This is a genomic window from Tamlana sp. s12 (assembly GCF_016767215.1).
Classification (GTDB): Bacteria; Bacteroidota; Bacteroidia; order Flavobacteriales; family Flavobacteriaceae; genus Pseudotamlana; species Pseudotamlana agarivorans.
This window is the reverse complement of sequence record NZ_CP068547.1, coordinates 2,940,823-2,964,847: the sequence shown is the minus strand read 5'-3', so window position 1 is coordinate 2,964,847 and position 24,025 is coordinate 2,940,823. Positions and strand designations below refer to the sequence as shown.

Here is a 24,025-nt window from a genome sequence, read left to right as displayed (position 1 = left end):
GTGTAATATTATAAACCAAAATAATATTCTTGTAAGGTTTTATCATGTAACGGTCATTTAAAAGCGTGCATCCCTACTGTTTTAACAAGAACTTAACCCTATAAAATGGCTGAATCCCTTAATATTTAAGGAAAACTTCCGCATCTTTGCCTTAAAATTAGCGCTGTGGATTTTAAAAACAAGAACCTTATCATATTTGATTTTGATGGCACCCTCATCAATAGTATTCCAGACCTTACTTTAGCAGTAAATAAAATGTTGAAGCATTACCAAGCTTCGCCCTTAACCATTGAGGAGGTAACGCCTTTTATTGGTAATGGCGCTATGCCATTGGTGAAAAGAGCCTTGGCTAAAGGGTTGCCACAAAAAGAACTTACAGAGGATTTTCTTGATGAAGCCTATCAGGTTTATTTAGCGGCATATGAAGCAGAAACTTGTAAAGATACCTTTATGTATCCTGGGGTGCTAGAAACCTTAAATGACTTAAAAAACAAGGGATATAAATTGGCAATTTGTACCAATAAGCCTTACGGATTTATAGAGCCTATTTTAGATAAGTTAGAGATTAAAGCATTTTTTGATCTTTGGGTTGGTGAAGATTCCTTGCCAGAGAAAAAACCTCATGCTTTACCACTTCATCATTTGGTAGTGGCCATGCAAACTACGGTTGAAAATAGTATCATGGTTGGCGATTCTAAAAATGATATTCTAGCAGCACAAAATGCAAAAATGGATAGTATAGGCGTCAGTTATGGTTATAACTACAACGAAAATATTGCAGATTATCATCCTAACGTGGTAGTTGATGCGTTTTCCGAGTTGCAAAACCTGTTATAGCTATGAGTAAAATTTATAATGTTGGTATTATTGGTGCGGGTGTTTCGGGAGTCGTCACGGCATTGCAATTGGCAAAACATAACATAGATTCTGTATTGTTTGAACAGGAAAAAAGTGTGGTTAACGGACCACCTTTTTGTCATTTACATGCTGGCGGTAATCTTTATCCCGACATTTCTATAGAACAATGTAAGTTGCTTATGAAGCAATCTATAGAAATGGCACGTTTATTCCCAGAATCTATTGATGAGCGACCAACATTTATAAGTGTACCTAAAACTGAAAAATACGAAATAGCACAGCTTACAGAACGTTTGGATGCACTCGTTTCATATTATAAATCCCTTATTAAGGAAGATGAAGCCAATGCCATTCTTGGTAAACCGGAAGCCTATTATAAAGTGTATAGGCAATCTGATTTGGCTGCTTTAGCGAATCAGCCAACTGTTTCGGTGCCAAAATCACCTGATCAATGGATGATCAATACGCTTCAACTTGTTGATTATAGTAAATTAAAAACTCCCGTTATTCTAGTTCAAGAATATGGTTGGAATTTATTTAGGCTAGGAGCACAGGCTCAGATAGCTTTAGAGAAAAGCACGTATTGTGATTTAAAAATGCAGACTAATGTAAGGAGCATTAAGGATGTGAGGCATGAAAATCTTGACTATAATTGGGAAATCCATACAAAAGATGATGTTTTTAAGGTGCGCTATTTAGTGAATTCGTCGGGTTTTAAGACAGGAGATTTTGATGCCTCGTTACGTATTAAAGCCGATCGTTTAATTGAGTTTAAGGCAGCTTATGTATCGAAGTGGCAACCTATTTCTGGATTAATACCAGAGCTCATATTTCATGGCGAAAGAGGAACACCTCGAGGTATGGTACAGCTTACACCATATCGCGATCACTACTATCAAATACATGCCATGACCAATGCGATTACTTTATTTGAAAAAGGCTTGGTGAAATCGTATGCCGAAATAAAACCTGAATTTGATGAAGCCATTACACAAAAATTAAAACATGGCTGGGAAGCTAATGAAGTTAATGATCGCACTGAAAAAGCGATAGCTTCGGTTACCAATTTTTTACCTGCCTTTGAATCGGCAACCGTAGGCGGACCACCGTTATTTGGTGCTCAACAAATCCCTGGGGATGATCCGAGTTTAAGAGTAGGCGAGGTGAGTTTTCCTTGTAAAACTTACGCCCGTAGTGAAATTGTTAAAGCGTCTTCGGCATTAACGGTTGCCAATCAAATAATACATCAAATTCTAGACGTTGGGATTATTTCGAATTTAGATGAAAAAGGGGAGGAAAACACCTTGCTAGAAAGCGTTTCAAAGGAAGAAATCGATGCTTTGGCACGTCAATTTACGATGCAACGCGGTTACCCCGAAGCGCTATCCCAGTTGCTTATTCCAAGGAATTCTTAATTATGAATAGATTTTTTGGAGTATTTATTTTAAAATGCTTCACCAATTCTAAAATAGATACCCCAGTCGTCTTTACCCACAGCAGCATCTAAACCGATATTAAATTTTACTTTCTTAAAAGCGGCATAGCGGTAGCCAATACCTAAACCTGGGTAGGCTTTCCAGTCAAATTCTTCGGTGTCAGAACCATACATGGTGGCAATACCAGCAAAACCAACCAGTCCCATTTTGTCATTAAAATTAAAACGATATTCGCCTTGTAATGCCATTAAACCATCACCACGATATTTACCTTCAGAATAACCACGAATATCTTTTCCGCCAATGGTTACTTGCTGTTGAAACGCGATATCACCTAAACCAAATTGACCAGCAAAACGAGCGGCAATAACGTCTTTGCCCTTCCTAGTTGGAAAATAAGTGTTATATTCTGATAATATTTTTTGGGCCTTCACGTCGTTGCCAAACCAAGTAGGAAAGGATAAATATCTTAATAAGGCCTTAGAGCCTGTTGTTGGGTAGTATACGGCATCTCTAGAATCGTATAAACCGTTTAATTCTATGGCATTTGTTTCTGTGATGTCTTCAGGTTGAACATCATCTTCATATAAGGTATCATAATGGGCGTAGGTATATGTTAGACCTGCATATAAATTTTTAACTATTTTCCGCTGTACGCCAACACTAGCCACCGTAATGTTTGTACCATAATCATAAAAGCCAGGAGCCTCAATATCTGTCATGTAAAACTGAGAATTTTTGTCACCAGTCATAACAAATAATTTACCACGCCAAGAATCTTCCTTAAAATACCATTTATTAAAAAAAGCTATAAAATACGAACTATTTGTTGTGTACACGGCAGAAAGGCCTGATAGTGATTTGGGAGAGGTTGTGTCCTGACCGTCTAATTTATACATCATCATAGGAATCGCACCAAACATAAATTCTAAATTCCTATTGTAACTTAAATATGGCATAACACTGAAATCCACTTTTTTTTGTTTTAGAGTGTCATGCTGTTTAGCCGCTTTCTCTTTTTCTTGTTGTGCAAAAGCGTTTGTAAAGAATAAAGTGAAGCAAAATATAATTAAGAAGCACTTTTTCATGGAATTTGGTAAATAGTGGTTTGGTAAGTGAATTTACTATGAATTTAACTATTAATGAAACATTGAGCGCTTTATTTGTTAGTCTTAGAAATTTTAAAGTGACAGCTTGTCAGTTTTTTTGTAATGGCACAAAGATTGACTTATACAACTCGAAAATAAAAATTAATATTCAACAATATAAATAAAAAGTTATGAGTAAAATTATTGGAATTGATTTAGGAACAACCAACTCTTGCGTTTCTGTAATGGAAGGTAATGAGCCTGTAGTTATTCCTAATGCAGAAGGAAAAAGAACAACACCATCTGTAATTGCCTTTGTTGAAGGCGGCGAAATTAAAGTTGGTGATCCAGCTAAAAGACAAGCAGTAACAAACCCAACTAAAACAGTTTATTCAATTAAACGTTTTATGGGAAATAAATATTCTGAATCTCAAAAAGAAGCAGAACGTGTACCATATAAAGTGGTAAAGGGTGATAATGACACACCTAGAGTTGATATTGACGGTCGTTTATACACACCTCAAGAATTATCGGCTATGATTCTTCAAAAAATGAAGAAAACGGCTGAAGATTATTTAGGTCAAGATGTATCTCGTGCTGTAATTACAGTACCAGCTTACTTTAACGATTCTCAACGTCAAGCTACTAAAGAAGCTGGAGAAATTGCAGGTTTAAAAGTAGAGCGTATTATTAACGAGCCTACTGCTGCAGCTTTAGCTTACGGATTAGATAAAAAAGGAACAGACCAAAAAATAGTAGTATTCGATTTTGGTGGAGGAACACATGATGTATCTATCTTAGAATTAGGAGATGGTGTATTTGAAGTACTTTCAACAGATGGTGATACACACTTAGGTGGTGATGATGTTGATGAGAAAATCATTAACTGGTTAGCTGATGAGTTTAATGCGGAAGAAAACATGGATTTAAGAAAAGATCCAATGTCACTTCAACGTTTAAAAGAAGCTGCTGAAAAAGCGAAGATTGAATTATCATCTTCAGCGCAAACAGAAATCAACTTACCATATATCACAGCTACTGCTAGTGGACCAAAACACTTAGTGCGTACTTTAACAAAATCTAAATTCGAGCAATTAATCGACGATTTAGTAAAACGTACTATCGCGCCATGTGAGTCGGCTTTAAAGGCAGCAGGTTTATCAAAATCTGATATTGATGAGGTTATTTTAGTAGGTGGTTCTACACGTATCCCTGCAGTACAAGCAGCTGTTGAGAAATTCTTCGGAAAAACGCCAAGTAAAGGTGTGAATCCAGATGAGGTTGTTTCTTTAGGAGCAGGTATCCAAGGTGGTGTATTAACTGGAGATGTTAAAGATGTATTACTTTTAGATGTAACACCTTTATCTCTTGGTATTGAAACAATGGGTAATGTATTTACAAAACTTATTGAAGCCAATACAACCATCCCAACAAAAAAATCTCAGGTTTTCTCTACAGCAGCAGATAACCAGCCATCAGTAGAAATTCACGTATTACAAGGTGAGCGTGCTATGGCAGCGGATAACAAAACTATTGGACGTTTCCACTTAAGTGATATTCCACCAGCAAGACGTGGTACACCACAAATTGAGGTAACTTTCGATATCGATGCGAACGGTATTATTAAAGTGTCTGCGGAAGATAAAGCGACTGGTAAAAAACAAGATATCCGTATTGAAGCTTCTTCAGGATTAAGTGAGGAAGAAATTCAAAAGATGAAAGCTGATGCTGAAGCAAATGCTGAAGCAGATAAAGCTGCAGCTGAAAACGCTCAGAAATTAAATGAAGCTGATTCTATGATTTTCCAAACTGAAAAGCAATTAGAAGAGTTTGGTGATAAATTATCTGAAGATAAAAAACAACCAATCGTTGAAGCTTTAGAAGAATTGAAAAAAGCTTACGAGTCTAAAGATATCGCGGTAATCACACCAGCTTTAGATAAAATTAACGAGGCATGGAAAGTAGCTTCTGAAGAAATGTACAAAGCGCAAGCTGAAGCTCAAGGTGGACAACCAGGACCAGATGCTGGTGCAGGTGAGCAACCACAAAACGAAGGAAGCGACGTTGAAGACGTAGACTTCGAAGAAGTGAAATAATTTATATTAGAAACACTCACATATAGACTTTAAATTTTAAAGTCAAAACTCCTAAGAGCGTAACCATAACGGTTGCGCTCTTTTTTTTATGATAGCATAGCGTATAAACCGTATTAATAAGAACATTTATTTTATAATGGAATTGGTATAATACGCCTAATTCTTGTAATATTGCTTAAATTTTAAATTCCTTCAAATGAAAAAAATACTTGTTTTATTTACCGTATTAAGTGTCGCTTTGACTTCGTGTTCTAATGACGATGATAATTTTACTTCCGAAGATCTTATCGGTAATTGGCAATGTACTGAGGTGACTTACACAGGCTCAGTAACAGTAACTGTAAACGGGCAGTCATCAAAAGCTAATATTGTAGGTAATGGTTTAAATGTAAATAATATGACGACGAGATTTAACGATGCCCCAAAAACGTTATTTACTCAGGGTAGATTTAATTTAGAGCTCGTTGTTACCATTAACGGTGTGGATGAAGTGCACCCAGCACCTTCACAACAACTTTTAGTTGGTGATAGTTGGGTTCAAAATAGTTCAAAACTAACAATTTATAATAACGGTGAAGAGGAAGTTTATCATATCGATGAATTACTTCCATCAACCATGACGCTCACAACTTCACAAAAGGAAACTGTGGTGATTGACGGACAAACAACTACGGTAGATTTTGAGGTTGTAGCCAAGTATCGCAGTGTAAATTAATAATATTATGAAAAAAATCACAACACTTTGTTTAGCCTTCATCTGTATCTTGTCCTCTTGTTCTACAGATGATGATCAAGGTTCAAATATTTCTGGAGATATCGTAGGTACTTGGATAGGAACCGGATTAACTTATGACGGTACCGTTGAAACTTCATTTCAAGGCTTTCCCATTACTTCAAATTTTGAAGGTGAAGCGTATGATATGACCAATACCTTGACCTTTAATGAGTCGCCAAATACATTAGTCTCTGAAGGTAGTTATAGCCTTAAACTCACTTATGATTTTAATGGTGTTACACAAACAGAGTATGTTGAAGATGTTCAGTTTCTTGAAAATGGAACTTGGGAAATTGAAGGCAATAAATTAATTATTACAAATAATGGTGAAGAAACTCCTGCCGATTTCTCTTTTGTTTCAGATGATACCCTGGTTTTTGAAATTAATAAAGTTGAAGAGTCAATAGTTGATGGTTTAACCGTTGTTACAACTATAAAAAGTATCGTAACATTCGAACGTTTATAACCGCGTTGTTACTAAACTTAACAAAAAAACGCTCTGAAAATTATTTTAATTTTCAGAGCGTTTTTTGTTTTTAGTATTTACACAATAGGTTCTTATAAAAAATTACCTTGAGGATCAACTCTTAATGTTTTCTTTGCCCCATTAGCTGTAATCACTTTAATTTTATAAATTTTTTCTGTTCCTTTTTTTACACAATGATTTACGAAATAGGTGTTATTTTTAAAAACACAATTAGGGTAGGCAATACTAATTGAGTATCGGACAATGTAAGGTAAACTAACATCTTTAAAACGTTCAAAGGAGCTTGTTAGATTTCCTTTGGCATCAAAATTTGCAGTAATGTAGCCGTTGTAACCATTTAGTTCTTCAAAAGTTACACGGTATTCGCTCGATTTATTATCAAAAACAGCTTGTTTAGTAATGTCGTAATGAGCTACCTTGTTTTCTAAGGCATCAATGCGTTTGGCACTCCGTGATTCTATAACAGCACTTAAATAGTTACTGTTTACGGCGGTTATCGTTCTGTATTTTAATAAGATTAAATCGTCAGATTCGAAACTTGATTGAGAGAACATAAGGGTACTAACCCCTAAAGAGAGTAAAGCAATTAAAAAATTTTTCATAGCAATTAGAATTAAATTAAACAGTTTGTTTGTAGAAATTCATACTTGAGAGAGAAACTATTTAATAGTTAGTGCAATTTAGAATTAATATCTCAAGTAAAACGCTACCTAAGTATCACATTAGTAGTTTTTTATGTTAAAAAAATCCATTCATCCTTTCGATCTTTTGCTTAACAAGTTCATATTGATGATTTCTATATGTTTGTTTTTAATGTCAATAATACCATCTTGTTTAAATTGTTGGATATTTCTATTTAGTACAGCTCGTGTTGTGCCAATTAATTGTGCTAATTCTTTGTGTGGTAACCCATTAATGGTCTCAATTTTTTGTGTCGTTTCATTGGTATGTCTTAATAATAATTTTGCAAGTCGTGTAGCTGTAGTGTCTATATTAGAACTTGTAAAAGCACTTTCTAAAGACTTCATTTTAATGATAATATATGGTAACGCATTTTTGTAAAATGAATCATGTTCACGCATCCATTGATCTATAAAGGGTAATGGTATGGAAAAGATTTGAAGATCATCCAAAGCTTCATAATAAACGTCATGATGGTTCCATTTAAAAAGTTGATATAGGTCGAAAACATCCTGTTTTGTAATAATAAATAAGGTTATTTTTCGGTCTTTTTCAGCGTTATAAAAATATATTTTAAGCCGTCCAGTACATATAATATAAAATTGTCGCTGGGTTTTTGAACTTCCTAAAAAACAAAATCGTTTTGGCCAATTTTCTATAACTACATGTTCCAACAATTGGTTTAAACCGTTTTCGGAAACATCTTGAAATAGCGGATTTGATTTTAGTTCATTTAAAACATTATTGGACTGACTTAACATCATAATAATACAGCACTTAAGAAATAGGCTAATAAAGAATGGGGGATGGCTGTTATTAATAATCTGAGAGAAAGTTAAAGGTAATCATTTAGTAATCAATAAACTAAAGTTGGGTGGGTATTTGTGTTTTTTTAATGATAAGAGATATATAGCAGATAAGAAGGTATTATAAAAGCGTTTAAGCTAATTAAATTATAAAAACGCCTACTTTTGTTATAAAAATAGATTATGCTTTTTTCTCCAAAAATTGAAAACAAATATAAACCCAAAAGGCTAGCTGTAAAACTAAATACCAAAGGTGAACAATTTGTTTTACAAGGGCATCCATGGGTGTTTTCGAATAATATTACTAAAATTAATGACGGCGCCAAGTCGGGTGATTTGGCTATTATTTTTGGAAAAAGTAAAAATCGTGTTATCGGACTTGGTTTGTATGATGCAAACTCACCTATTCGAATTAAAATGCTACATAGTGGTTATGAAAAGGCCGAAATTAATGCCGCGTTTTTTCATAAGAAAATTGAAGAAGCTTTTTCAAAAAGAAAAGGACTTTTAAAATCTAATACCAACAGTTACCGCTTGTTATTTGGTGAAAATGATGGTTTTCCAGGGCTTATAGCCGATGTTTATGCTAAAGTTTTAGTGGTGAAAATTTATTCCGAAATTTGGTTACCTTATTTAGAAAGTATTATTCCAAGCCTGCAAAAAACAGCAAAGGCAGAAACCGTCGTATTGCGATTAAGTCGCAGTTTAGAACAATCAAAGTTACATCAATTTGAAAATGGCGAAGTGATTTATGGTTCATTAGAAAATGAAGTGGTAAAGTTTGTGGAACACAACGTTAATTTTTCAGCTAATGTAATTAAAGGACATAAAACAGGCTATTTTTTAGATCATCGCGCTAACCGAAAACAAGTTGGACAGTGGAGTAAAGGAAAAACAGTTTTAGATGTGTTTTCTTATGCTGGCGGATTTTCGGTGCATGCCTTATTTAACGGTGCTAAGGAAGTTACTAGTTTGGATATTAGTGCACAAGCCTTAGAAATTGCTGTACAAAATGGTAAACTTAATGATTACATTGGAAAGCATAAAGTGATTGTTGGTGATGCTTTTGAGGCATTGACCAATCTTATTAATGAAAACATCACCTTCGATGTTGTGGTAATCGACCCACCAAGTTTCGCCAAGCAAGCTTCAGAAATTAACCTTGCTAAAAAGAAATATGCACAATTAGCACAGTTAGGGGAACGGTTAACGGCAAAAAAAGGATTACTCGTATTAGCTTCTTGCTCATCAAGAGTACTGGCTCAAGATTTTTTTGAAATCAATAGAGGCGTTTTAGATAAGACAAACCGTCCTTATAAAATGATTTTAAAAACCGAACACGATACCGATCACCCCATAGGATTTCCTGAAGGTGCCTATTTAAAGTGTGGTTATTATAGGTTTTAGTTTTTGGTTTTTACATAGGCGTTATGCGTGCATAATATTTTGTTATATTTGAAAAAAATGTATGATGCCTACTAAACTCACACAACTCCTAGAGATCAAATATCCTGTTATTCAGGCACCTATGTTTCTCGTATCAAATGTAGATATGGTAAAAGCAGCTATGGACTGTGGGATAGCAGGCTGTATTCCAGCATTAAATTATAGAACTTTAGACGAATTAAAAGTGGCTATTAGGGAACTTAATGCGGCAAAACCTAAGTATGGCGCTTTTGGTTTTAACCTTATTGTAAATAAATCTAATGTAAAGTTTAAAAGTCAGTTAGATGTTATTTGTGAATTGGGTTGCGATTTTATTATCACATCACTTGGGAGTCCAGAAGTGACAATTAAGGAAGCTCATAAAGCAGGCATAAAAGTGTTTTGTGATGTGGTCGATTTAAATTATGCTAAAAAAGTAGAATCTTTGGGTGCCGATGCGATTATCGCAGTTAACAACGAAGCTGGTGGTCATCGTGGCCAATTATCACCGCAAGCATTAATTCAGGAACTCGACCAACATTGTAATATTCCCATTATTTCTGCCGGTGGGGTGGGCACTAAAACCGATATTGAAAAAATCCTAAGCTATGGTGCTAGTGGAGTTTCGGTTGGAAGTATATTTATAGCTTCAGAAGAAGCTGGTGTCACTCAGGAGTATAAACAGGCCTGCGTAGACTACGGTAAAAATGATATTGTCATGACCAAGCGCATTTCAGGAACACCCTGTACAGTGATTAACACGCCTTATGTGCAACGTATTGGAACCGATCAAACTTGGTTGGAGTCCGTTTTAAATAAAAATAAAGCACTTAAAAAATGGGTGAAAATGATTCGTTTTGCCATAGGTATGAATGCGACCAAAAACGCAGCGACTAAGGCTACTTATAAAACCGTCTGGGTTGCTGGACCTAGTATAGAACACAGTAATAAAATTTTGCCTGTAAAGGAAATTGTTAGACGGTTGGTATGTTAAAATGGTTATTCAGGGCTTAAATCTTTAAAAAGATTAATTATGCACTTGAACTTAATGCTTATATTTGATTTAAAATCTAAATGAACACAAGAATAATTTTATAAAAGAACAAACAATGAAAAGAAAATTTACATTTTTAAGCGCAGTTTTAGTTGCTATTGTATTTTATAGCTGCGGACCTTCCATTAAAGTAACTAGCACTTGGAAATCTCCAGATGTTAACCAAATAAAACAAGATAAAATCCTAGTAATTGCTAGAATGGACGATTTGGCCTCTAGACAATTATTTGAACAAGAAATTGCGAGTGCTCTAAAAGAGGCAGGTATGAACCCTATGGCTAGCTATATCGCTTATCCTAATGTTGCTGTAAATAAAAAACTAACAGAAGCCCAAGTTAATAAACAAATCGAGCAATTTAAAAGTGATGGCTATCAAGCGGTTGCTTTAACTGTGGTAAAAGATGTAAAAACAGAACTTAATACCGAACAATCTGGAGGGTACGCTACCGGAGGTTATTACCCTGGGTTCTATGGTGGATTTGGTGGTTATTATGGTTCTTTCTATTCTCCTTATGGAATGGGCGGTATGTATGTGCCAAGTTCTCAACGTACTTACGAATCGGATATCTATAAGTTAGAAACTGTAGTTTACGATTTAACTAAAGATACTAGTAAACAGTTGGTTGCTGTTGTTGCATCAGAAATTACAGATCCAGATTCAGCTTCAGGAATCGCTAAACCTTACGCAGAAAAAGTATTAGCTCAGTTTACTAAGTAAAAATCTGCTTTTAAAAGATTAAAATACCGTTTTCAAAACCCTATATTTTGGAAACGGTATTTTTTATTTTAGAACTTTAAATATTTGTATTCAATGGAATTATCTAAAGAAGCCGTGTTAGCAAAAGCCAATGCCGTTTGCAAAAACACCTTAATGGAAACCTTAGACATCGAAATTATCGATGTTGGCGACGATTTTATTTTAGGAAAAATGCCGGTAACCTCAAAAGTGTATCAGCCCGATGGGGTGTTACATGGCGGTGCTACAGCAGCCCTTGCTGAAACCATGGGGAGCTTTGCTGTACAAATTTTAATGCATAATAAAGATGTGTTTGTAAGAGGTATTGAAATCTCTGCAAACCATTTAAAGAGTGTTAAAGAGGGTTATGTTTATGCCCGTGCTGTTTACTTGCATAAAGGCAGGACGACCCAACTCCTAGAAATTCGTGTTACCGACGACCATGATAATTTGATTTCGTTGTGTAAATTAACTACTATTGCACTCCCAAAATCGAAATAAATCGCATGACTACGGAAGCTTTTTTTGAACGTATTAAAACGCAATACGAAAACCATTTGCCTTTTGTGGCTTATAGGAAGCCTCATGTATCGAAAGTACAAGGGGTATTTCAAAAAAATGCCGATTTGTTTTATACAGAAGATTATTCTGAAAAAGGATTTGTATTCGCACCTTTTGATAATGCTCAAAAAACCGTGATTATGCCTTTTGATGCTTCAGAAGTACATACGTCATTTTATGAGTATTCAGAAGATTTACAAACCTCAAAGTTTATAGAAACAAAAGAATCTACAGATAAGGTGTTTCATATTAACCTTGTAAATCAGGGGGTGGATGCCATTAAGAAGTCAGCTTTTAAAAAGGTCGTACTATCTCGAAAGGAAGAAGTCAAGCTATCAGATACAAATCCAATTAAAATCTTTAAAAATCTCTTAAACCGCTATAAATCGGCTTTTGTTTACTGCTGGTTTCATCCTAAAGTTGGACTTTGGTTGGGGGCTACGCCAGAAACATTAATTAAAATTGAAGGAAAACGTTTTTCTATAATGGCCTTGGCGGGTACTCAAAATTATACGGGTGATTTAAACGTAACTTGGGAAGACAAAGAAATTCAAGAACAACAATTTGTTACCGATTTTATTTTAGATCATATCAAACCCTTATCCGAAAGTTTTAATACTTCGGCTGTGGAAACTGTGAAAGCAGGAAATTTGGTGCATTTAAAAACAATGATTTCCGCCCAACTTAAAGATGATGTAGCCCTTTCAAGTATTATAAATACCATACATCCCACACCAGCAGTTTGTGGATTGCCTAAGCAAGAGGCTAAGGAATTTATTTTAGATCAAGAAAATTATAACCGCGAGTTTTACACCGGTTTCTTAGGCGAATTGAATTTCGAGACCAAAATTGCACCACGTTCTGGACGACGTAATATAGAAAACAGAGCCTATGCGCTAACCCGAAATAGCACACAATTGTATGTGAATTTGCGTTGTATGCAGTTAAAAAAAGGAGCTGCCATGATTTATGTTGGTGGTGGAATTACCCAAAGTTCTGATGCCGAAAAAGAGTGGCAAGAAACCGTTTTAAAATCTTTAGTGATTAAAAGTGTTATATAATTAATCGATTTCTTATTTTTGGTAAGTAACCAAGATTATTATATTAAATGATTTATCCTAAAATACCACTCGCCCAAACTTTAGTTTCCCTGTGTAAGTCTAAAGGTATTAAGCACATTGTTATCTCTCCAGGTAGTAGAAACGCACCATTAACTATAGGTTTTACCAACGATTCATTTTTTAAATGTTATAGCATAATTGACGAGCGTTGCGCGGCATTTTTTGCTTTAGGTATTGCACAACAATTGCAGGAGCCAACGGCTGTTGTTTGTACTTCTGGTAGTGCTTTGTTAAACTATTATCCAGCGGTGGCAGAGGCGTATTACAGCAATATTCCTTTAGTGGTGTTATCGGCAGACCGCCCAAAAAACTTAATTGATGTAGGTGATGGCCAAACTATTAACCAAAAGAATGTTTTTGATTCTCATACTTTGTTTTCAACAGATTTGAAATTGGATTTAAAGGATGAAAAACACATTCATTCTAATGAGGATGTACCAGTTTTAGTTAAAGTTGAAGATCGATTTGAACGTTTATTAGGTTTACAGAAAAACATTCAAAGCTATAATGAAGAAGAAATTAATATGGCTTTAAACATGGCTTTGATGAAAAAAGGGCCTGTTCATATTAATATTCCATTCGATGAGCCTCTTTATGATGTGGTTGAAAAGGAAAGTGTAAAACCAAAAATTATTGAAGCGGTAGCCAAGCCTCACGACATTGAAGACTATGTTTTACAAACTTGTTTGGAACAATGGGATGTGTCGCCTAAAAAAATGATTTTAGTTGGTGCTAATATGCCTAATCAGATTGAAATGAAATGGCTTGATGAATTAGCTGAAGATGATAGTATTATTGTTCTAACCGAGTCTACTTCAAACATTCACCATAGTGGATTTTTTCCTAGCATCGATCAATTAATTGACGGATTATCTACAGAAGAAAAAGAAGCGCTACAACCAGATATTTTAGTAACCTTTGGAGGGTTAATTGTTTCTAAAAAAGTAAAACAGTTTTTAAGAAATTATCAACCAAAGCACCACTGGCATATCGATAGAAAAAGAGCCTACGATACCTTTTTCTGTTTAGACAACCATATTGAAGCGACACCTAATACGTTTTTTGAATCCTTTTTACCTAAAATACTACACTATGTAAAAAGTCATTATAAAACCCATTGGCTAGATGTAAAAGCGAAGCGCCTTAAAAAGCATAAAGATTATATTAAAAACATTCCGTTTTCCGATTTAAAAGTTTTTAATAGGGTTTTAAAATCGATTCCAGACGATAGCATATTACAAGTTGGGAATAGCTCCGCTATCAGATATACACAATTATTCAAAGTAAACAAAACTTTAGAAGTGTACTGCAACCGTGGTACCAGTGGTATTGATGGTTGTACATCAACAGCTATTGGATGTGCTGTAGCTCGAGAAGATAAACCTACAGTGTTATTAACTGGTGATTTAAGTTTCTTATACGACAGTAATGCCCTTTGGAACAATCATATTCCTAGTAATTTTAGAATTATTGTGGTGAATAACCAAGGTGGAGGTATATTTAGAATTCTGCCAGGACATAAAGACACCGAGAACTTCGATACCTATTTTGAAACCAATCATAACCTAACCGCAGAGCATTTGTGTAAAATGTATGGCTTAGATTATCAATCGGTTGACAATGAAGAAGCTTTAGCTTCATCCTTAACCTCTTTTTATGCTGACGCCAATCAGCCTAAATTGTTAGAGATTTTTACGCCTAAAAAAGTAAACGACGATGTGCTTCTAAAATACTTTGAGCACTTAAAAGAAACGCCTAAGAAAAAAGTAGATAGTGATGAGGCTGAAAACTAGTCTGTTAAATCTATAAAACAGGGTGTTAATTCACTTTTTATATAATAAAGATTAAAAATAAAACGCATAGGATATTTACTATGCGTTTTTGTTTTTTCATAAACCGAACTTTCGCTAATATCATTACCTTTGCAGCATGATAACACTCGGACAAGTAAATACTTTAGAAATAATACGTGAAACAGATCACGGTATTTATTTAATGGATAACGAAGACAACGAAGTCTTACTCCCTAATCGCTACGTACCAACAAGCTTCAAAATTTGGGATAAAATAGATGTTTTTGTCTATTTAGACAATGAAGAACGTCCCGTAGCTACAACCGATATGCCATATGTTAAACGTGATGAATTTGCTTTATTACGTTGTAATCAAGTTACCGATTATGGGGCTTTTTTAGATTGGGGCTTGGTTAAGGAGTTATTTTGTCCATTTAAAGAACAGGCTTTCAAAATGAAACCTGGAGGTTGGTATTTGGTTCACTGTTATTTAGATGAAAAAACAGATAGATTGGTCGCTTCTAGTAAAACCAATCGTTTTTTAGATAATACAAATTTAACCGTTCAGCAGTTTGATGAGGTCGATATTATCGTGTCTCACCCATCAGATATTGGCATGAATGTTATTGTCAATAAAATTCATTCGGGTTTAATTTATAAAGATCAAATCTTTAAAGATATTAGTGTAGGTGACAAGTTAAAAGGCATTGTTAAGAAAATACGCCCGGGTAATAAATTAGATATTTCTTTAGGACAAATAGGATACCGTAATATCGAGCCTAATGCCGAACGCATTTTACATGAATTGCAAGATAATTCGGGGTATATGAATCTTACCGATAAATCGAGTCCAGAAGCCATCAAGGAGCAACTTCAAATGAGTAAAAAGAACTTTAAGAAAGCCATTGGTGCGCTTTATAAAGAACGTCAGATTGAAATTAAATCAGACGGTATTTATTTGGTTTAAATTAGTTCTTTAAAGTGCTTTCAACCCAGGACACGGCTTCTGTTAATGATAAAAAGTTTCGTTTATTAAATTTGAAGAAATGACTTTCTACTTCAAATGATTTTTGAGTAAAAACGTTATAACTTACCGTAGCATAGGCTTTAACATTAGGAAAAGCTTTGTTAAAAAGATAGGCTTCGGTAATGACTACAGAGTAAGAGTTAATACGATTGCTTATAAATCCGAAATCATTTTCTCCAAAATACTTTTTGATATGGGTTTGGCATTGTTCAAAACTCAAATAATCGATTTCTACACCTTCATAAAATTCGGCGATTACGTAGTTTTTAAAAAAATACAGATCAGCTATATTGGTTTTTTCAATTTTAGTGTGATGTGTAATTAAGGGAGATTTTGCTACTAACATGTTGCTATTTTTTAGGGCGATGCAAATATACGCTTGCCAATCTTTAATTTAAAATATTATTAAATTATTAATTTACAAGTAGTTTTTAGGGGAGTATTAAGATAATAAATAATATTTGTACTAAAAAATTACTGAATCAATAAGAAGATTGAATGTGTTTTAAAATAAAAAGCATATTAAATGTTTGTAAAAATGTTTCTTAAAGACTATAATTTAAAAGGAGTTCAAGAGATTGATGGATTGTTTAGTCGTTTAATTTTGAAACGTGTTTTTATGGCCTATCGAAAATTTATCTTGAAATTTGAAATGAAAACACCGTAAAATTTCAGGCTGTTTGAGCTAAACTAATTTTTAATTTAACTCTGAGCATCTTAGCGAGTTCCTGAAATTTAGGTGTTGAATGAAAAATTTAGATAAATATTCGTAAGCCTAGATTTTTTTGGTTCGTTTTTTCATCAATGGAAAAAATGAATAGGAGTATTATTTATTTAGAAGGGGATTGGTTTGAAATCTTTTAATGGTGAGATAAAGAATGGATAGTCTTACTACGATGCTTCGTTAATTATATTTATTTTTGTGCCATGATTAATCAAGATACCATAGTCGCTTTAGCAACACCTTCTGGAGCAGGTGCTATAGCTGTAATTCGCTTATCGGGAAAAGATGCCATCACTTTAGCAGAGGCTCAATTTAAATCGGTTTCAGGTAAGCAGTTGGCAAAACAGCCCACGCATACCATTCATTTAGGACATATTATTGAAGGTTCAAGAACCATTGATGAGGTTTTAGTATCGGTTTTTAAAAACCCGAATTCCTATACCGGCGAAAATGTGGTTGAAATATCATGCCATGGCTCAAGCTATATCCAACAGGAAATTATTCAATTATTTTTGCGACATGGTTGCCGAATGGCTACTGCAGGCGAATTTACTTTGCGTGCTTTTTTAAATGGTAAATTAGATTTAAGTCAGGCAGAGGCTGTAGCCGATTTAATTTCTTCCGATAATGAGGCTAGTCATCAAATAGCCATGCAGCAAATGCGAGGAGGGTTTTCTTCGGAAATTGCTAAACTCCGTGAAGAACTTCTAAATTTTGCATCTTTAATTGAGTTAGAATTAGATTTTGCTGAAGAGGACGTCGAGTTTGCCGATAGAACACAGTTTAAAGAACTCATTTCAAGAATTACTTTTGTTTTAAAACGTTTAATAGACTCGTTTGCTGTTGGTAACGTGATAAAAAACGGTATTCCAGTAGCCATTGTTGGCGAGCCAAATGTAGGGAAATCCACCTTACTGAATGCGCTTTTAAATGAAGATCGTGCCATTGTAAGTGATATTGCAGGAACCACTAGAGATACCATTGAAGATGAATTGGTTATTGAAGGTATCGGATTCCGTTTTATTGATACGGCTGGAATTCGAGAAACTAAAGATGTGGTTGAAGGCATTGGAATTAAAAAGACCTTCGAGAAAATAGAGCAATCACAAGTGGTTTTGTATTTGTTTGATGCGACGCAGTTTGTTGAAAATGCAGCACAGTTTCAAGTGGAAATTGAAAAAATAAAAAACAAATACCCTTTAAAGCCACTTTTAATAGTTCCTAATAAAATTGATAAACTTTCTTCGGACGAGGTGGCGCAATTGGAAGCGTTTTTAAGCGGTATTGAAAATTCTAAATACATTTTATTAGCTGCTAAGGAGAATAGGGGTGTGGAGGATTTAAAAAATCAACTGATTGGTTTTGTAAACACAGGTGCTTTACGAAACAATGAAACCATTGTTACCAATACCCGCCATTACGATTCTCTAATAAAAGCTTTTGAAGAAATCCAAAAAGTCCAGGAAGGCATCGACACCAATTTATCTAGCGATTTAATGGCTATCGATATCCGTCAGGCGCTCTATCACTTTGGGGAGATTACTGGTCAAGTGACTAACGATGAGTTACTTGGGAATATATTTGCTAACTTTTGTATCGGGAAGTAGATGATGTTACTATAAGTTTCTTATTGGGTTGATTATTTTGTTTATATAATTAGAAATTAAAGGCTTTAATAAAGGGTTTAAAATGAGGAACTCTGGAATTAAATAAAATAGAAGTAATTTTTACACTTGCACATTATACAAAGGTAATTTTTGACTATATTTACCCTCGTTGAAAAAACGTGAGTAATTATTACCCTTGTTCAAAATGACAGATTTTAATAGAGATACGCCTTATAATAGCTTACCGCTATTGCCTCCAAAACAAACATTAGAAACAACAAAAGTTTTACGGAAAACTATTGATGCCAGTAGAGCATTAGCACAGCTTAATGGTATGCTCACTAATTTGCCAAACCCAACATTATTTTTAGACACTATTCATTTACAAGAGGCAAAAGCAAGTTCCGAAATAGAAAACATTATTACCACTAACGATGATTTATACAAATCTTTAGTTGCCGATAAAAAGTTTGATAACCCGGCTACAAAAGAAGTGCTAAGTTATAAAGAAGCGCTTTGGAATGGATTACATGATATAGAAAAGCGTCCTTTTATAAGCACAAATTTATGTATAGATATTGTACAAAGCATTAAAAAAAACACCGCAGGAATAAGAACAACTCCTGGTACTGCTCTAAAAAATGCAAAAGGGGAAACGATATACACACCACCAACAGGAGAAACGGTTATAAGAGAGAAATTAGCCAATTTGGAAACGTTTATTAATGAAAATGATACCATAGACCCATTAATAAAAATGGCGTTAATGCATTATCAATTTGAAGCCATACACCCTTTTAGTGATGGTAATGGTAGAACAGGACGCATCTTGCTATTACTCTATTTAAAACTAGAGAAACTATTAGATACACCTGCTATTTATTTAAGCGAATATATAATAAAAAATAAAGCGGATTATTATAATAAACTACGTGAAGTTACCGAAAATAATGATTGGGAGGCGTGGATATTATATATGTTAGAAATGGTTGAATATACCGCTAAAAAAGGCTTAAAACGGTTAAAAGATGTGACCGAGTTAATGGAGCAAATGACAATTGAAATTAAAGAAAAATTGCCTAACGCATATACTAAAGAACTAGTAGAGATACTATTCAGATTACCATACACCAAACGACAATTTTTAATTGACGAAAAACTAGGAACCCCTAAAACAGTAGGGAATTATTTAATGGATTTGGAGGGTGCTGGCTTTTTAACGTCCGAAAAAGTTGGTAAGGAAAAACTATATCTTAATCATAGATTAATGGCTGTTTTAGAGCAGGCTTAATTTTATGATGAGTAAAAAGCTTTAAATGCCTTAGGAGCAAATTTATAATCAAGATATAATTAGTTTAAATGAACGCAGTAGAAATAGAAGAAGTAGTATCGGAATTGGCATTAAAGCCTTTTGAAGCAGAGGAATTTCCCTTTTCTTTTTTAGTGGCTTTTGGTAATTGTTGTAGGTTATATACTTTGGAAGATTTTTAAAAAGGAATGATGTTATAAAACGATGACTTAAACCGATTTTACAAGAAGGAAAACACAAAGTGATTCAATTCCATCGTAATCTAAAATACTTTTACAACTTACTATAATAGCTTTATAAATTAAAACCTTATTTTTATTGAATTATTCAATAATAGCAAGGAATTTTCAATGTCTCTATACCAACAATCTGTTCTTAAAAGTCATCTTAGCCTACAAGACCAATCTAAATTAAACACAGCTTACAAGAAGTACGTAAAATACTTTTTAAACCCAACCATACAAGATAACATTCGAAGTTCTAAAGAAGAAGAATACCAAGGTATCTTTCTTACCGAATTGTTTGTAAATATTTTAGGTTATACCTTAAAACCTAATGCGAATTTTAATCTGGTTGCTGAGTATAAAAACCAAACCAATTCACGGAAAGCCGATGGCGCCATCCTTCAACGATATTGCTATTGGTGTTATAGAACTTAAGGGAACAAACACTAAAGACCTTGAAAGCATTCGTAAACAGGCATTCGACTATAAAGTGAATCAAAAAGGATGTGTTTATGTTATTACATCTAACTTCGAAAAGTTGCGATTCTACATAAATGATGCAACAGAATTTGAAGAATTCAATTTATTCGAAATGACTTTAGAGCGTTTTTCTCTTTTGTACTTATGCCTTGAGAAAAGCAATATTATAAACCATGTGCCTTTAAAAATTAAGGAATCATCTTTAGTTATTGAAGAACAGATTACCAAACAATTCTATAAAGACTATTCGTTATTTAAAAGGGAGTTATACAGAGATCTAGTAAAGGGAAATGCTAAGCGATTAAAGCAAAATAGAAATGCAATAAGTGAATCTGATGTAATTTTAACAGAATCACAGAAAGCAGAACAACTGCAATTAGAAAAGAATGTTAAGTTAACACTCTTTAAAAAATCTCAAAAATTAATAGACCGTTACCTGTTTATTTTCTTTGCTGAAGACAGAGGTTTACTACCACCAAACAGTACTCAGCAAATTCTTGACAAATGGAAAGCCGATTTAGACTTTGGAGACGAAAGACCACTTTACGACTTATTTAAACAGTATTTTAATTTCTTAGATCAGGGCAGAAAAGGCACAGCTAGTAGAGCTGAAATTTATGCTTACAATGGCGGACTGTTTAAAGAAGATACCCTTTTGGATAATCTTGAAATAGATAGCCAACTACTATATAAATACACCAATTTATTAGCCGCGTACGATTTTGAAAGTCAAGTTGATGTTAACATCCTAGGGCATATTTTTGAAAACTCCTTAAATGAAATAGAAAGTGTAAATGCTGAAATTGAAGGTGGCGACTTCGATAAACAAAAATCTAAACGAAAAAAAGACGGTGTATTTTACACCCCAAAATATATTACCAAGTACATTGTTGAAAATACGATTGGCAAACTTTGCGATGAAAAGAAAAACGAATTAGGCTTTAAGGAAGAAGAATACTTTAAAGGACGTAAAAACAGGAATAAGCGCACCATAGAAAAACTGGTACATACACTAGATGTCTATAGAGATTGGTTACTACAACTCACTATTTGCGACCCAGCCTGTGGTTCTGGTGCATTTTTAAACCAAGCCTTAAATTTTTTAATAGCAGAACACACTTATATAGATGAATTAAAGACCAAAGTTTTAGGTGGTGGTTTACAGTTTCCAGATATAGAAAACACCATTCTAGAAAACAATATTTATGGTGTAGACCTTAACGAAGAATCTGTAGAAATTGCAAAACTATCCTTATGGTTACGTACCGCACAACCAAGACGTAAATTAAACGATTTAAGCTCTAATATAAAATGCGGAAACTCCTTAATAGACAGTAAAGCTGTTGCAGGAGATAAAGCCTTTAATTGGGAAGAGCAATTTCCTAAAGTATTTGAAAAAGGTGGTTTTGATGTGGTTATTGGGAATCCACCTTATGTTTCTAAATCTTTTTCAGATGTTGAGAAAAAATATTATCATGACAAATATTCAACAGCTCAGTATCAATTAGATCTTTATATTTCTTTTTTGGAAAAAGGAACTAAATTACTTCATGATAGTGGTCAAATAAGTTACATTATTCCAAATTCATGGTTGAAAAATTTAATGTTTGATAAATGTAGGTTGTATGTACTTGATAATTTAATTTTTGATATAATAATTCCAAATTTAGAAAACATATTTACTGACGCTTCGGTTGATACTATGATATTTATAGCATCAAAATCGAGAAAGAGGAAAAAGGAGATAGAAATCGGTCAATTTAAAAAACTTGAATACGCAAAAAAACATTCAGTTAATCAAGAAAGATTTAGAAAGAATAATAAATTAATATTTGATGTTGAAATATCTCAAGAATCACAATCAATCTTTACTAAAATAGACAAACATTGTATTAGATTAAGTGATATTTCAGATGTTACAAGAGGAATAAATCCATATGATAAGTACAGAGGACAATCTGCTGATGTTATAAAGAATAAATTATATCATTCAAATCACAAAAAAGATAACACTTTTATTCCTGAAATAAGAGGAAGGCATGTGAATAGATACTCTTTAGAGTGGGATAATGAAACCTTTGTTAGTTATGGGGATTGGTTAGCAGCCCCTAGAGAACCAAAATATTTTGAAGGTAATAGAATTATTTGTAGGCAAGTTTTAGGTAAGAATTTAAACTGTACATTTTTAGATTCGGATTTTATTATTGACCAAAGTGTTTTTATAGCCAAATTTGATAAAGACCAAACGGATAAGTTAAATCCAAAGTTTGTTTTAGCTCAGTTATCTTCAAAATTATTAAGTTTTTATTTTAGATATAAAGCAAATGAATTTGATGCACTTTTTCCAAAAATTAAAATTGGTGAATATAAAGACCTTCCAATAAAGGTAAATAGAAAAATTCTTCAAACACCATTTATTGAATCAGTTAATATTATGTTACATTCAAATAGCAACTTATTCAATCTATGTGTCAAATTTCAAAATTACCTTAAACAAAAGTTTGAATTACAAAAACTATCAAAAAAACTCGAAAACTGGTACGAGTTAGAATTTGGTGATTTCATAAAAGAACTAAACAAAGCTATAAAAGCGAATAATAAATTACGTGTTAAAGAGGGTTTAACAGATGTGTCAACCCTAACCAAAAAAGATGAGTTTGAATGGCTAGATCTCTTTGAAGAAAACAAGAAAAAAGCCCAAGACTTGCAAAACCAAATAAACCAAACAGATAAAGAAATTGATGCTATGGTGTATGAGTTGTATGGGTTGACGGATGATGAAATTGCAATTGTGGAGAATAGTTAATACTTGCAAAAAATGAATTCAATTACTTTAGAAAATATAAAAAAATTAAAAGCAGAACAATTAACTCAACTTCTATTGATGCTTTTACATTTAGAACACAAGAAGTATAATTTTCCTAACTGTTATATAAGCGTACCTCAGAATATAACAACTTCAGATGGTGGAGAAGATGGAAGAATAACAATATCAGACCGCAAAAATTCAAGATGGATTGTTGATGTTTTTTGTCTATTTCAAGCTAAAGCGACTTCAATGTCAAGGGCACAGTGTAAAAGTGAAATTTTAAACACAAAAAATGACGCTTTAAAGGCTCAAGTTAAAGAAGTTATTGATAAAAATGGTACTTATATATTAATTACAACGGATGATTATGTTGAACAGAATTTACAAGACAGAATTGATGGTTTTAGAGAAGCTGTAAAGTTAGTTGAAAGTGAAGAATATGGCAACAAAGCAAAAATTAAAATTTATGATGCTAATTTAATAAAAGATTGGACTAATGAATATATTTCCGCTGTTTCTTATGTTCAGTTACTGTGTGGAATTCAAAGACCCCATGGACTTCAAATTTGGGGTGAATTAAAATCGCATCCCAGTAATTCATCAAATTTTAAAACAAACCCAGAAATTGATGCTTTAATCGAAAAAATTAGATTAGATACTTTTAATAAAAAACATATTAGAATAGAAGGAGTTTCGGGGATTGGAAAAACTAGATTAGTCTGTGAGGCTTTTTCGCCAGGTAGCTGTAATACAGATTGTAATTTCAATATGATTCAAAAATCACTTTCGGATAGTGTAATTTATTTCGATATTGGAAAAGGAAATCCCCAAAATATTTTTGATTTTATAAGAAGTATTGTTACAACATACCCCTCAATATTAATTTTAGACAATTGTGACCCAATCAATCATGATAAGTTTCTTTAAG

22 protein-coding genes are annotated in these 24,025 nt (G+C 33.5%); 18 read left to right on the top strand and 4 right to left on the bottom strand.

The window, feature by feature from the left end:
* Positions 1 to 165 precede the first annotated feature (165 nt).
* Positions 166 to 837 (top strand): phosphoglycolate phosphatase, encoded by a 672-nt coding sequence (locus JJL45_RS12745; protein WP_068602254.1) that lies wholly within the window; start codon positions 166 to 168, stop codon positions 835 to 837.
* Positions 838 to 839: 2 nt separating this feature from the next.
* Positions 840 to 2,273, top strand: a complete 1,434-nt coding sequence (locus JJL45_RS12740; protein WP_068602256.1) for an FAD-dependent oxidoreductase — start codon at positions 840 to 842, stop codon at positions 2,271 to 2,273.
* Positions 2,274 to 2,302: 29 nt separating this feature from the next.
* Here the strand turns inward: JJL45_RS12740 and JJL45_RS12735 are convergent, their stop codons facing one another.
* Entirely contained in the window at positions 2,303 to 3,382 is a 1,080-nt protein-coding gene (locus JJL45_RS12735) for a BamA/TamA family outer membrane protein (protein ID WP_068602258.1), read from the bottom strand.
* Between the two features lie 191 nt (positions 3,383 to 3,573).
* Here JJL45_RS12735 and dnaK point away from each other — a divergent pair, with 191 nt between their 5' ends.
* The 3 genes from dnaK (at position 3,574) to JJL45_RS12720 (ending at position 6,719) form a co-directional block, all read left to right on the top strand.
* Entirely contained in the window at positions 3,574 to 5,478 is a 1,905-nt protein-coding gene (dnaK, locus tag JJL45_RS12730) for a molecular chaperone DnaK (RefSeq protein ID WP_068602259.1), read from the top strand.
* A 196-nt stretch (positions 5,479 to 5,674) separates the two neighbouring features.
* Positions 5,675 to 6,193 (top strand): hypothetical protein, encoded by a 519-nt coding sequence (locus tag JJL45_RS12725; RefSeq protein WP_068602260.1) that lies wholly within the window; start codon positions 5,675 to 5,677, stop codon positions 6,191 to 6,193.
* Positions 6,194 to 6,200: 7 nt separating this feature from the next.
* Positions 6,201 to 6,719, top strand: coding sequence for a lipocalin family protein (locus tag JJL45_RS12720; protein ID WP_082935859.1), 519 nt, complete (start codon positions 6,201 to 6,203; stop codon positions 6,717 to 6,719).
* A gap of 92 nt (positions 6,720 to 6,811) precedes the next feature.
* Here the strand turns inward: JJL45_RS12720 and JJL45_RS12715 are convergent, their stop codons facing one another.
* Both JJL45_RS12715 and JJL45_RS12710 read right to left on the bottom strand, forming a co-directional pair.
* Complete coding sequence (locus tag JJL45_RS12715) at positions 6,812 to 7,342, bottom strand: hypothetical protein (protein WP_068602263.1); 531 nt, start codon at positions 7,340 to 7,342, stop codon at positions 6,812 to 6,814.
* A 150-nt stretch (positions 7,343 to 7,492) separates the two neighbouring features.
* Positions 7,493 to 8,185: a Crp/Fnr family transcriptional regulator gene (locus tag JJL45_RS12710; RefSeq protein ID WP_068602264.1), complete on the bottom strand. Its 693-nt coding sequence runs from the start codon at positions 8,183 to 8,185 to the stop codon at positions 7,493 to 7,495.
* Positions 8,186 to 8,410: 225 nt separating this feature from the next.
* Here JJL45_RS12710 and JJL45_RS12705 point away from each other — a divergent pair, with 225 nt between their 5' ends.
* The 7 genes from JJL45_RS12705 to JJL45_RS12675 all read left to right on the top strand — a co-directional run bounded on the left by JJL45_RS12705 (position 8,411) and on the right by JJL45_RS12675 (position 15,884).
* Positions 8,411 to 9,634: a class I SAM-dependent rRNA methyltransferase gene (locus JJL45_RS12705; RefSeq protein ID WP_068602266.1), complete on the top strand. Its 1,224-nt coding sequence runs from the start codon at positions 8,411 to 8,413 to the stop codon at positions 9,632 to 9,634.
* A gap of 64 nt (positions 9,635 to 9,698) precedes the next feature.
* Positions 9,699 to 10,646, top strand: coding sequence for an NAD(P)H-dependent flavin oxidoreductase (locus JJL45_RS12700; protein WP_068602474.1), 948 nt, complete (start codon positions 9,699 to 9,701; stop codon positions 10,644 to 10,646).
* 115 nt (positions 10,647 to 10,761) lie between these two features.
* On the top strand, positions 10,762 to 11,424 hold the full coding sequence (locus JJL45_RS12695; protein WP_068602267.1) for a hypothetical protein: 663 nt from the start codon (positions 10,762 to 10,764) through the stop codon (positions 11,422 to 11,424).
* A gap of 93 nt (positions 11,425 to 11,517) precedes the next feature.
* Positions 11,518 to 11,943: a PaaI family thioesterase gene (locus tag JJL45_RS12690; RefSeq protein ID WP_068602268.1), complete on the top strand. Its 426-nt coding sequence runs from the start codon at positions 11,518 to 11,520 to the stop codon at positions 11,941 to 11,943.
* 5 nt (positions 11,944 to 11,948) lie between these two features.
* On the top strand, positions 11,949 to 13,064 hold the full coding sequence (locus JJL45_RS12685) for a chorismate-binding protein (RefSeq protein WP_068602269.1): 1,116 nt from the start codon (positions 11,949 to 11,951) through the stop codon (positions 13,062 to 13,064).
* Between the two features lie 47 nt (positions 13,065 to 13,111).
* Positions 13,112 to 14,917 (top strand): 2-succinyl-5-enolpyruvyl-6-hydroxy-3-cyclohexene-1-carboxylate synthase, encoded by a 1,806-nt coding sequence (gene menD, locus JJL45_RS12680; RefSeq protein ID WP_068602271.1) that lies wholly within the window; start codon positions 13,112 to 13,114, stop codon positions 14,915 to 14,917.
* Between the two features lie 136 nt (positions 14,918 to 15,053).
* A complete protein-coding gene (locus tag JJL45_RS12675; RefSeq protein WP_068602273.1) occupies positions 15,054 to 15,884 on the top strand; it encodes a S1 RNA-binding domain-containing protein in 831 nt (276 codons plus the stop codon).
* A 1-nt stretch (position 15,885) separates the two neighbouring features.
* On the opposite strand, the gene JJL45_RS12670 is transcribed toward JJL45_RS12675, so the two are convergent.
* On the bottom strand, positions 15,886 to 16,290 hold the full coding sequence (locus JJL45_RS12670; RefSeq protein WP_068602275.1) for a hypothetical protein: 405 nt from the start codon (positions 16,288 to 16,290) through the stop codon (positions 15,886 to 15,888).
* A gap of 581 nt (positions 16,291 to 16,871) precedes the next feature.
* On the opposite strand from JJL45_RS12670, the gene mnmE reads away from it, so the two are divergent.
* The 6 genes from mnmE (at position 16,872) to JJL45_RS12650 (ending at position 24,024) form a co-directional block, all read left to right on the top strand.
* Entirely contained in the window at positions 16,872 to 18,275 is a 1,404-nt protein-coding gene (gene mnmE / locus JJL45_RS12665) for a tRNA uridine-5-carboxymethylaminomethyl(34) synthesis GTPase MnmE (protein ID WP_068602277.1), read from the top strand.
* Positions 18,276 to 18,480: 205 nt separating this feature from the next.
* A complete protein-coding gene (locus JJL45_RS12660; RefSeq protein ID WP_068602279.1) occupies positions 18,481 to 19,566 on the top strand; it encodes a Fic family protein in 1,086 nt (361 codons plus the stop codon).
* A 68-nt stretch (positions 19,567 to 19,634) separates the two neighbouring features.
* Positions 19,635 to 19,766: a hypothetical protein gene (locus tag JJL45_RS16245; RefSeq protein ID WP_262895010.1), complete on the top strand. Its 132-nt coding sequence runs from the start codon at positions 19,635 to 19,637 to the stop codon at positions 19,764 to 19,766.
* Between the two features lie 168 nt (positions 19,767 to 19,934).
* Positions 19,935 to 20,243 carry a hypothetical protein gene (locus JJL45_RS16190; protein ID WP_242521389.1) on the top strand — a complete coding sequence of 103 codons (309 nt, stop codon included), beginning with the start codon at positions 19,935 to 19,937 and terminating at the stop codon, positions 20,241 to 20,243.
* The gene (locus tag JJL45_RS12655; RefSeq protein WP_242521388.1) at positions 20,197 to 23,094 is read left to right on the top strand and encodes an Eco57I restriction-modification methylase domain-containing protein; all 2,898 of its coding nucleotides are present in this window, start codon (positions 20,197 to 20,199) and stop codon (positions 23,092 to 23,094) included. Before JJL45_RS16190 ends, JJL45_RS12655 begins: the two co-directional genes overlap by 47 nt.
* Before the next feature lie 12 nt (positions 23,095 to 23,106).
* Positions 23,107 to 24,024: a hypothetical protein gene (locus JJL45_RS12650; protein ID WP_068602281.1), complete on the top strand. Its 918-nt coding sequence runs from the start codon at positions 23,107 to 23,109 to the stop codon at positions 24,022 to 24,024.
* Position 24,025: the final 1 nt, after the last annotated feature.

Bases quoted from the DNA above. Each gene is read 5' to 3' on its own strand.
- JJL45_RS12740 (WP_068602256.1), top strand. From the start codon at position 840: ATGAGTAAAATTTATAATGTTGGTATTATTGGTGCGGGTGTTTCGGGA.
- JJL45_RS12735 (WP_068602258.1), bottom strand. From the start codon at position 3,382: ATGAAAAAGTGCTTCTTAATTATATTTTGCTTCACTTTATTCTTTACA.
- dnaK (WP_068602259.1), top strand. From the start codon at position 3,574: ATGAGTAAAATTATTGGAATTGATTTAGGAACAACCAACTCTTGCGTT.
- JJL45_RS12725 (WP_068602260.1), top strand. From the start codon at position 5,675: ATGAAAAAAATACTTGTTTTATTTACCGTATTAAGTGTCGCTTTGACT.
- JJL45_RS12720 (WP_082935859.1), top strand. From the start codon at position 6,201: ATGAAAAAAATCACAACACTTTGTTTAGCCTTCATCTGTATCTTGTCC.
- JJL45_RS12715 (WP_068602263.1), bottom strand. From the start codon at position 7,342: ATGAAAAATTTTTTAATTGCTTTACTCTCTTTAGGGGTTAGTACCCTT.
- JJL45_RS12710 (WP_068602264.1), bottom strand. From the start codon at position 8,185: ATGATGTTAAGTCAGTCCAATAATGTTTTAAATGAACTAAAATCAAAT.
- JJL45_RS12705 (WP_068602266.1), top strand. From the start codon at position 8,411: ATGCTTTTTTCTCCAAAAATTGAAAACAAATATAAACCCAAAAGGCTA.
- JJL45_RS12700 (WP_068602474.1), top strand. From the start codon at position 9,699: ATGCCTACTAAACTCACACAACTCCTAGAGATCAAATATCCTGTTATT.
- JJL45_RS12695 (WP_068602267.1), top strand. From the start codon at position 10,762: ATGAAAAGAAAATTTACATTTTTAAGCGCAGTTTTAGTTGCTATTGTA.
- JJL45_RS12690 (WP_068602268.1), top strand. From the start codon at position 11,518: ATGGAATTATCTAAAGAAGCCGTGTTAGCAAAAGCCAATGCCGTTTGC.
- JJL45_RS12685 (WP_068602269.1), top strand. From the start codon at position 11,949: ATGACTACGGAAGCTTTTTTTGAACGTATTAAAACGCAATACGAAAAC.
- menD (WP_068602271.1), top strand. From the start codon at position 13,112: ATGATTTATCCTAAAATACCACTCGCCCAAACTTTAGTTTCCCTGTGT.
- JJL45_RS12675 (WP_068602273.1), top strand. From the start codon at position 15,054: ATGATAACACTCGGACAAGTAAATACTTTAGAAATAATACGTGAAACA.
- JJL45_RS12670 (WP_068602275.1), bottom strand. From the start codon at position 16,290: ATGTTAGTAGCAAAATCTCCCTTAATTACACATCACACTAAAATTGAA.
- mnmE (WP_068602277.1), top strand. From the start codon at position 16,872: ATGATTAATCAAGATACCATAGTCGCTTTAGCAACACCTTCTGGAGCA.
- JJL45_RS12660 (WP_068602279.1), top strand. From the start codon at position 18,481: ATGACAGATTTTAATAGAGATACGCCTTATAATAGCTTACCGCTATTG.
- JJL45_RS16245 (WP_262895010.1), top strand. From the start codon at position 19,635: ATGAACGCAGTAGAAATAGAAGAAGTAGTATCGGAATTGGCATTAAAG.
- JJL45_RS16190 (WP_242521389.1), top strand. From the start codon at position 19,935: ATGTCTCTATACCAACAATCTGTTCTTAAAAGTCATCTTAGCCTACAA.
- JJL45_RS12655 (WP_242521388.1), top strand. From the start codon at position 20,197: ATGGCGCCATCCTTCAACGATATTGCTATTGGTGTTATAGAACTTAAG.
- JJL45_RS12650 (WP_068602281.1), top strand. From the start codon at position 23,107: ATGAATTCAATTACTTTAGAAAATATAAAAAAATTAAAAGCAGAACAA.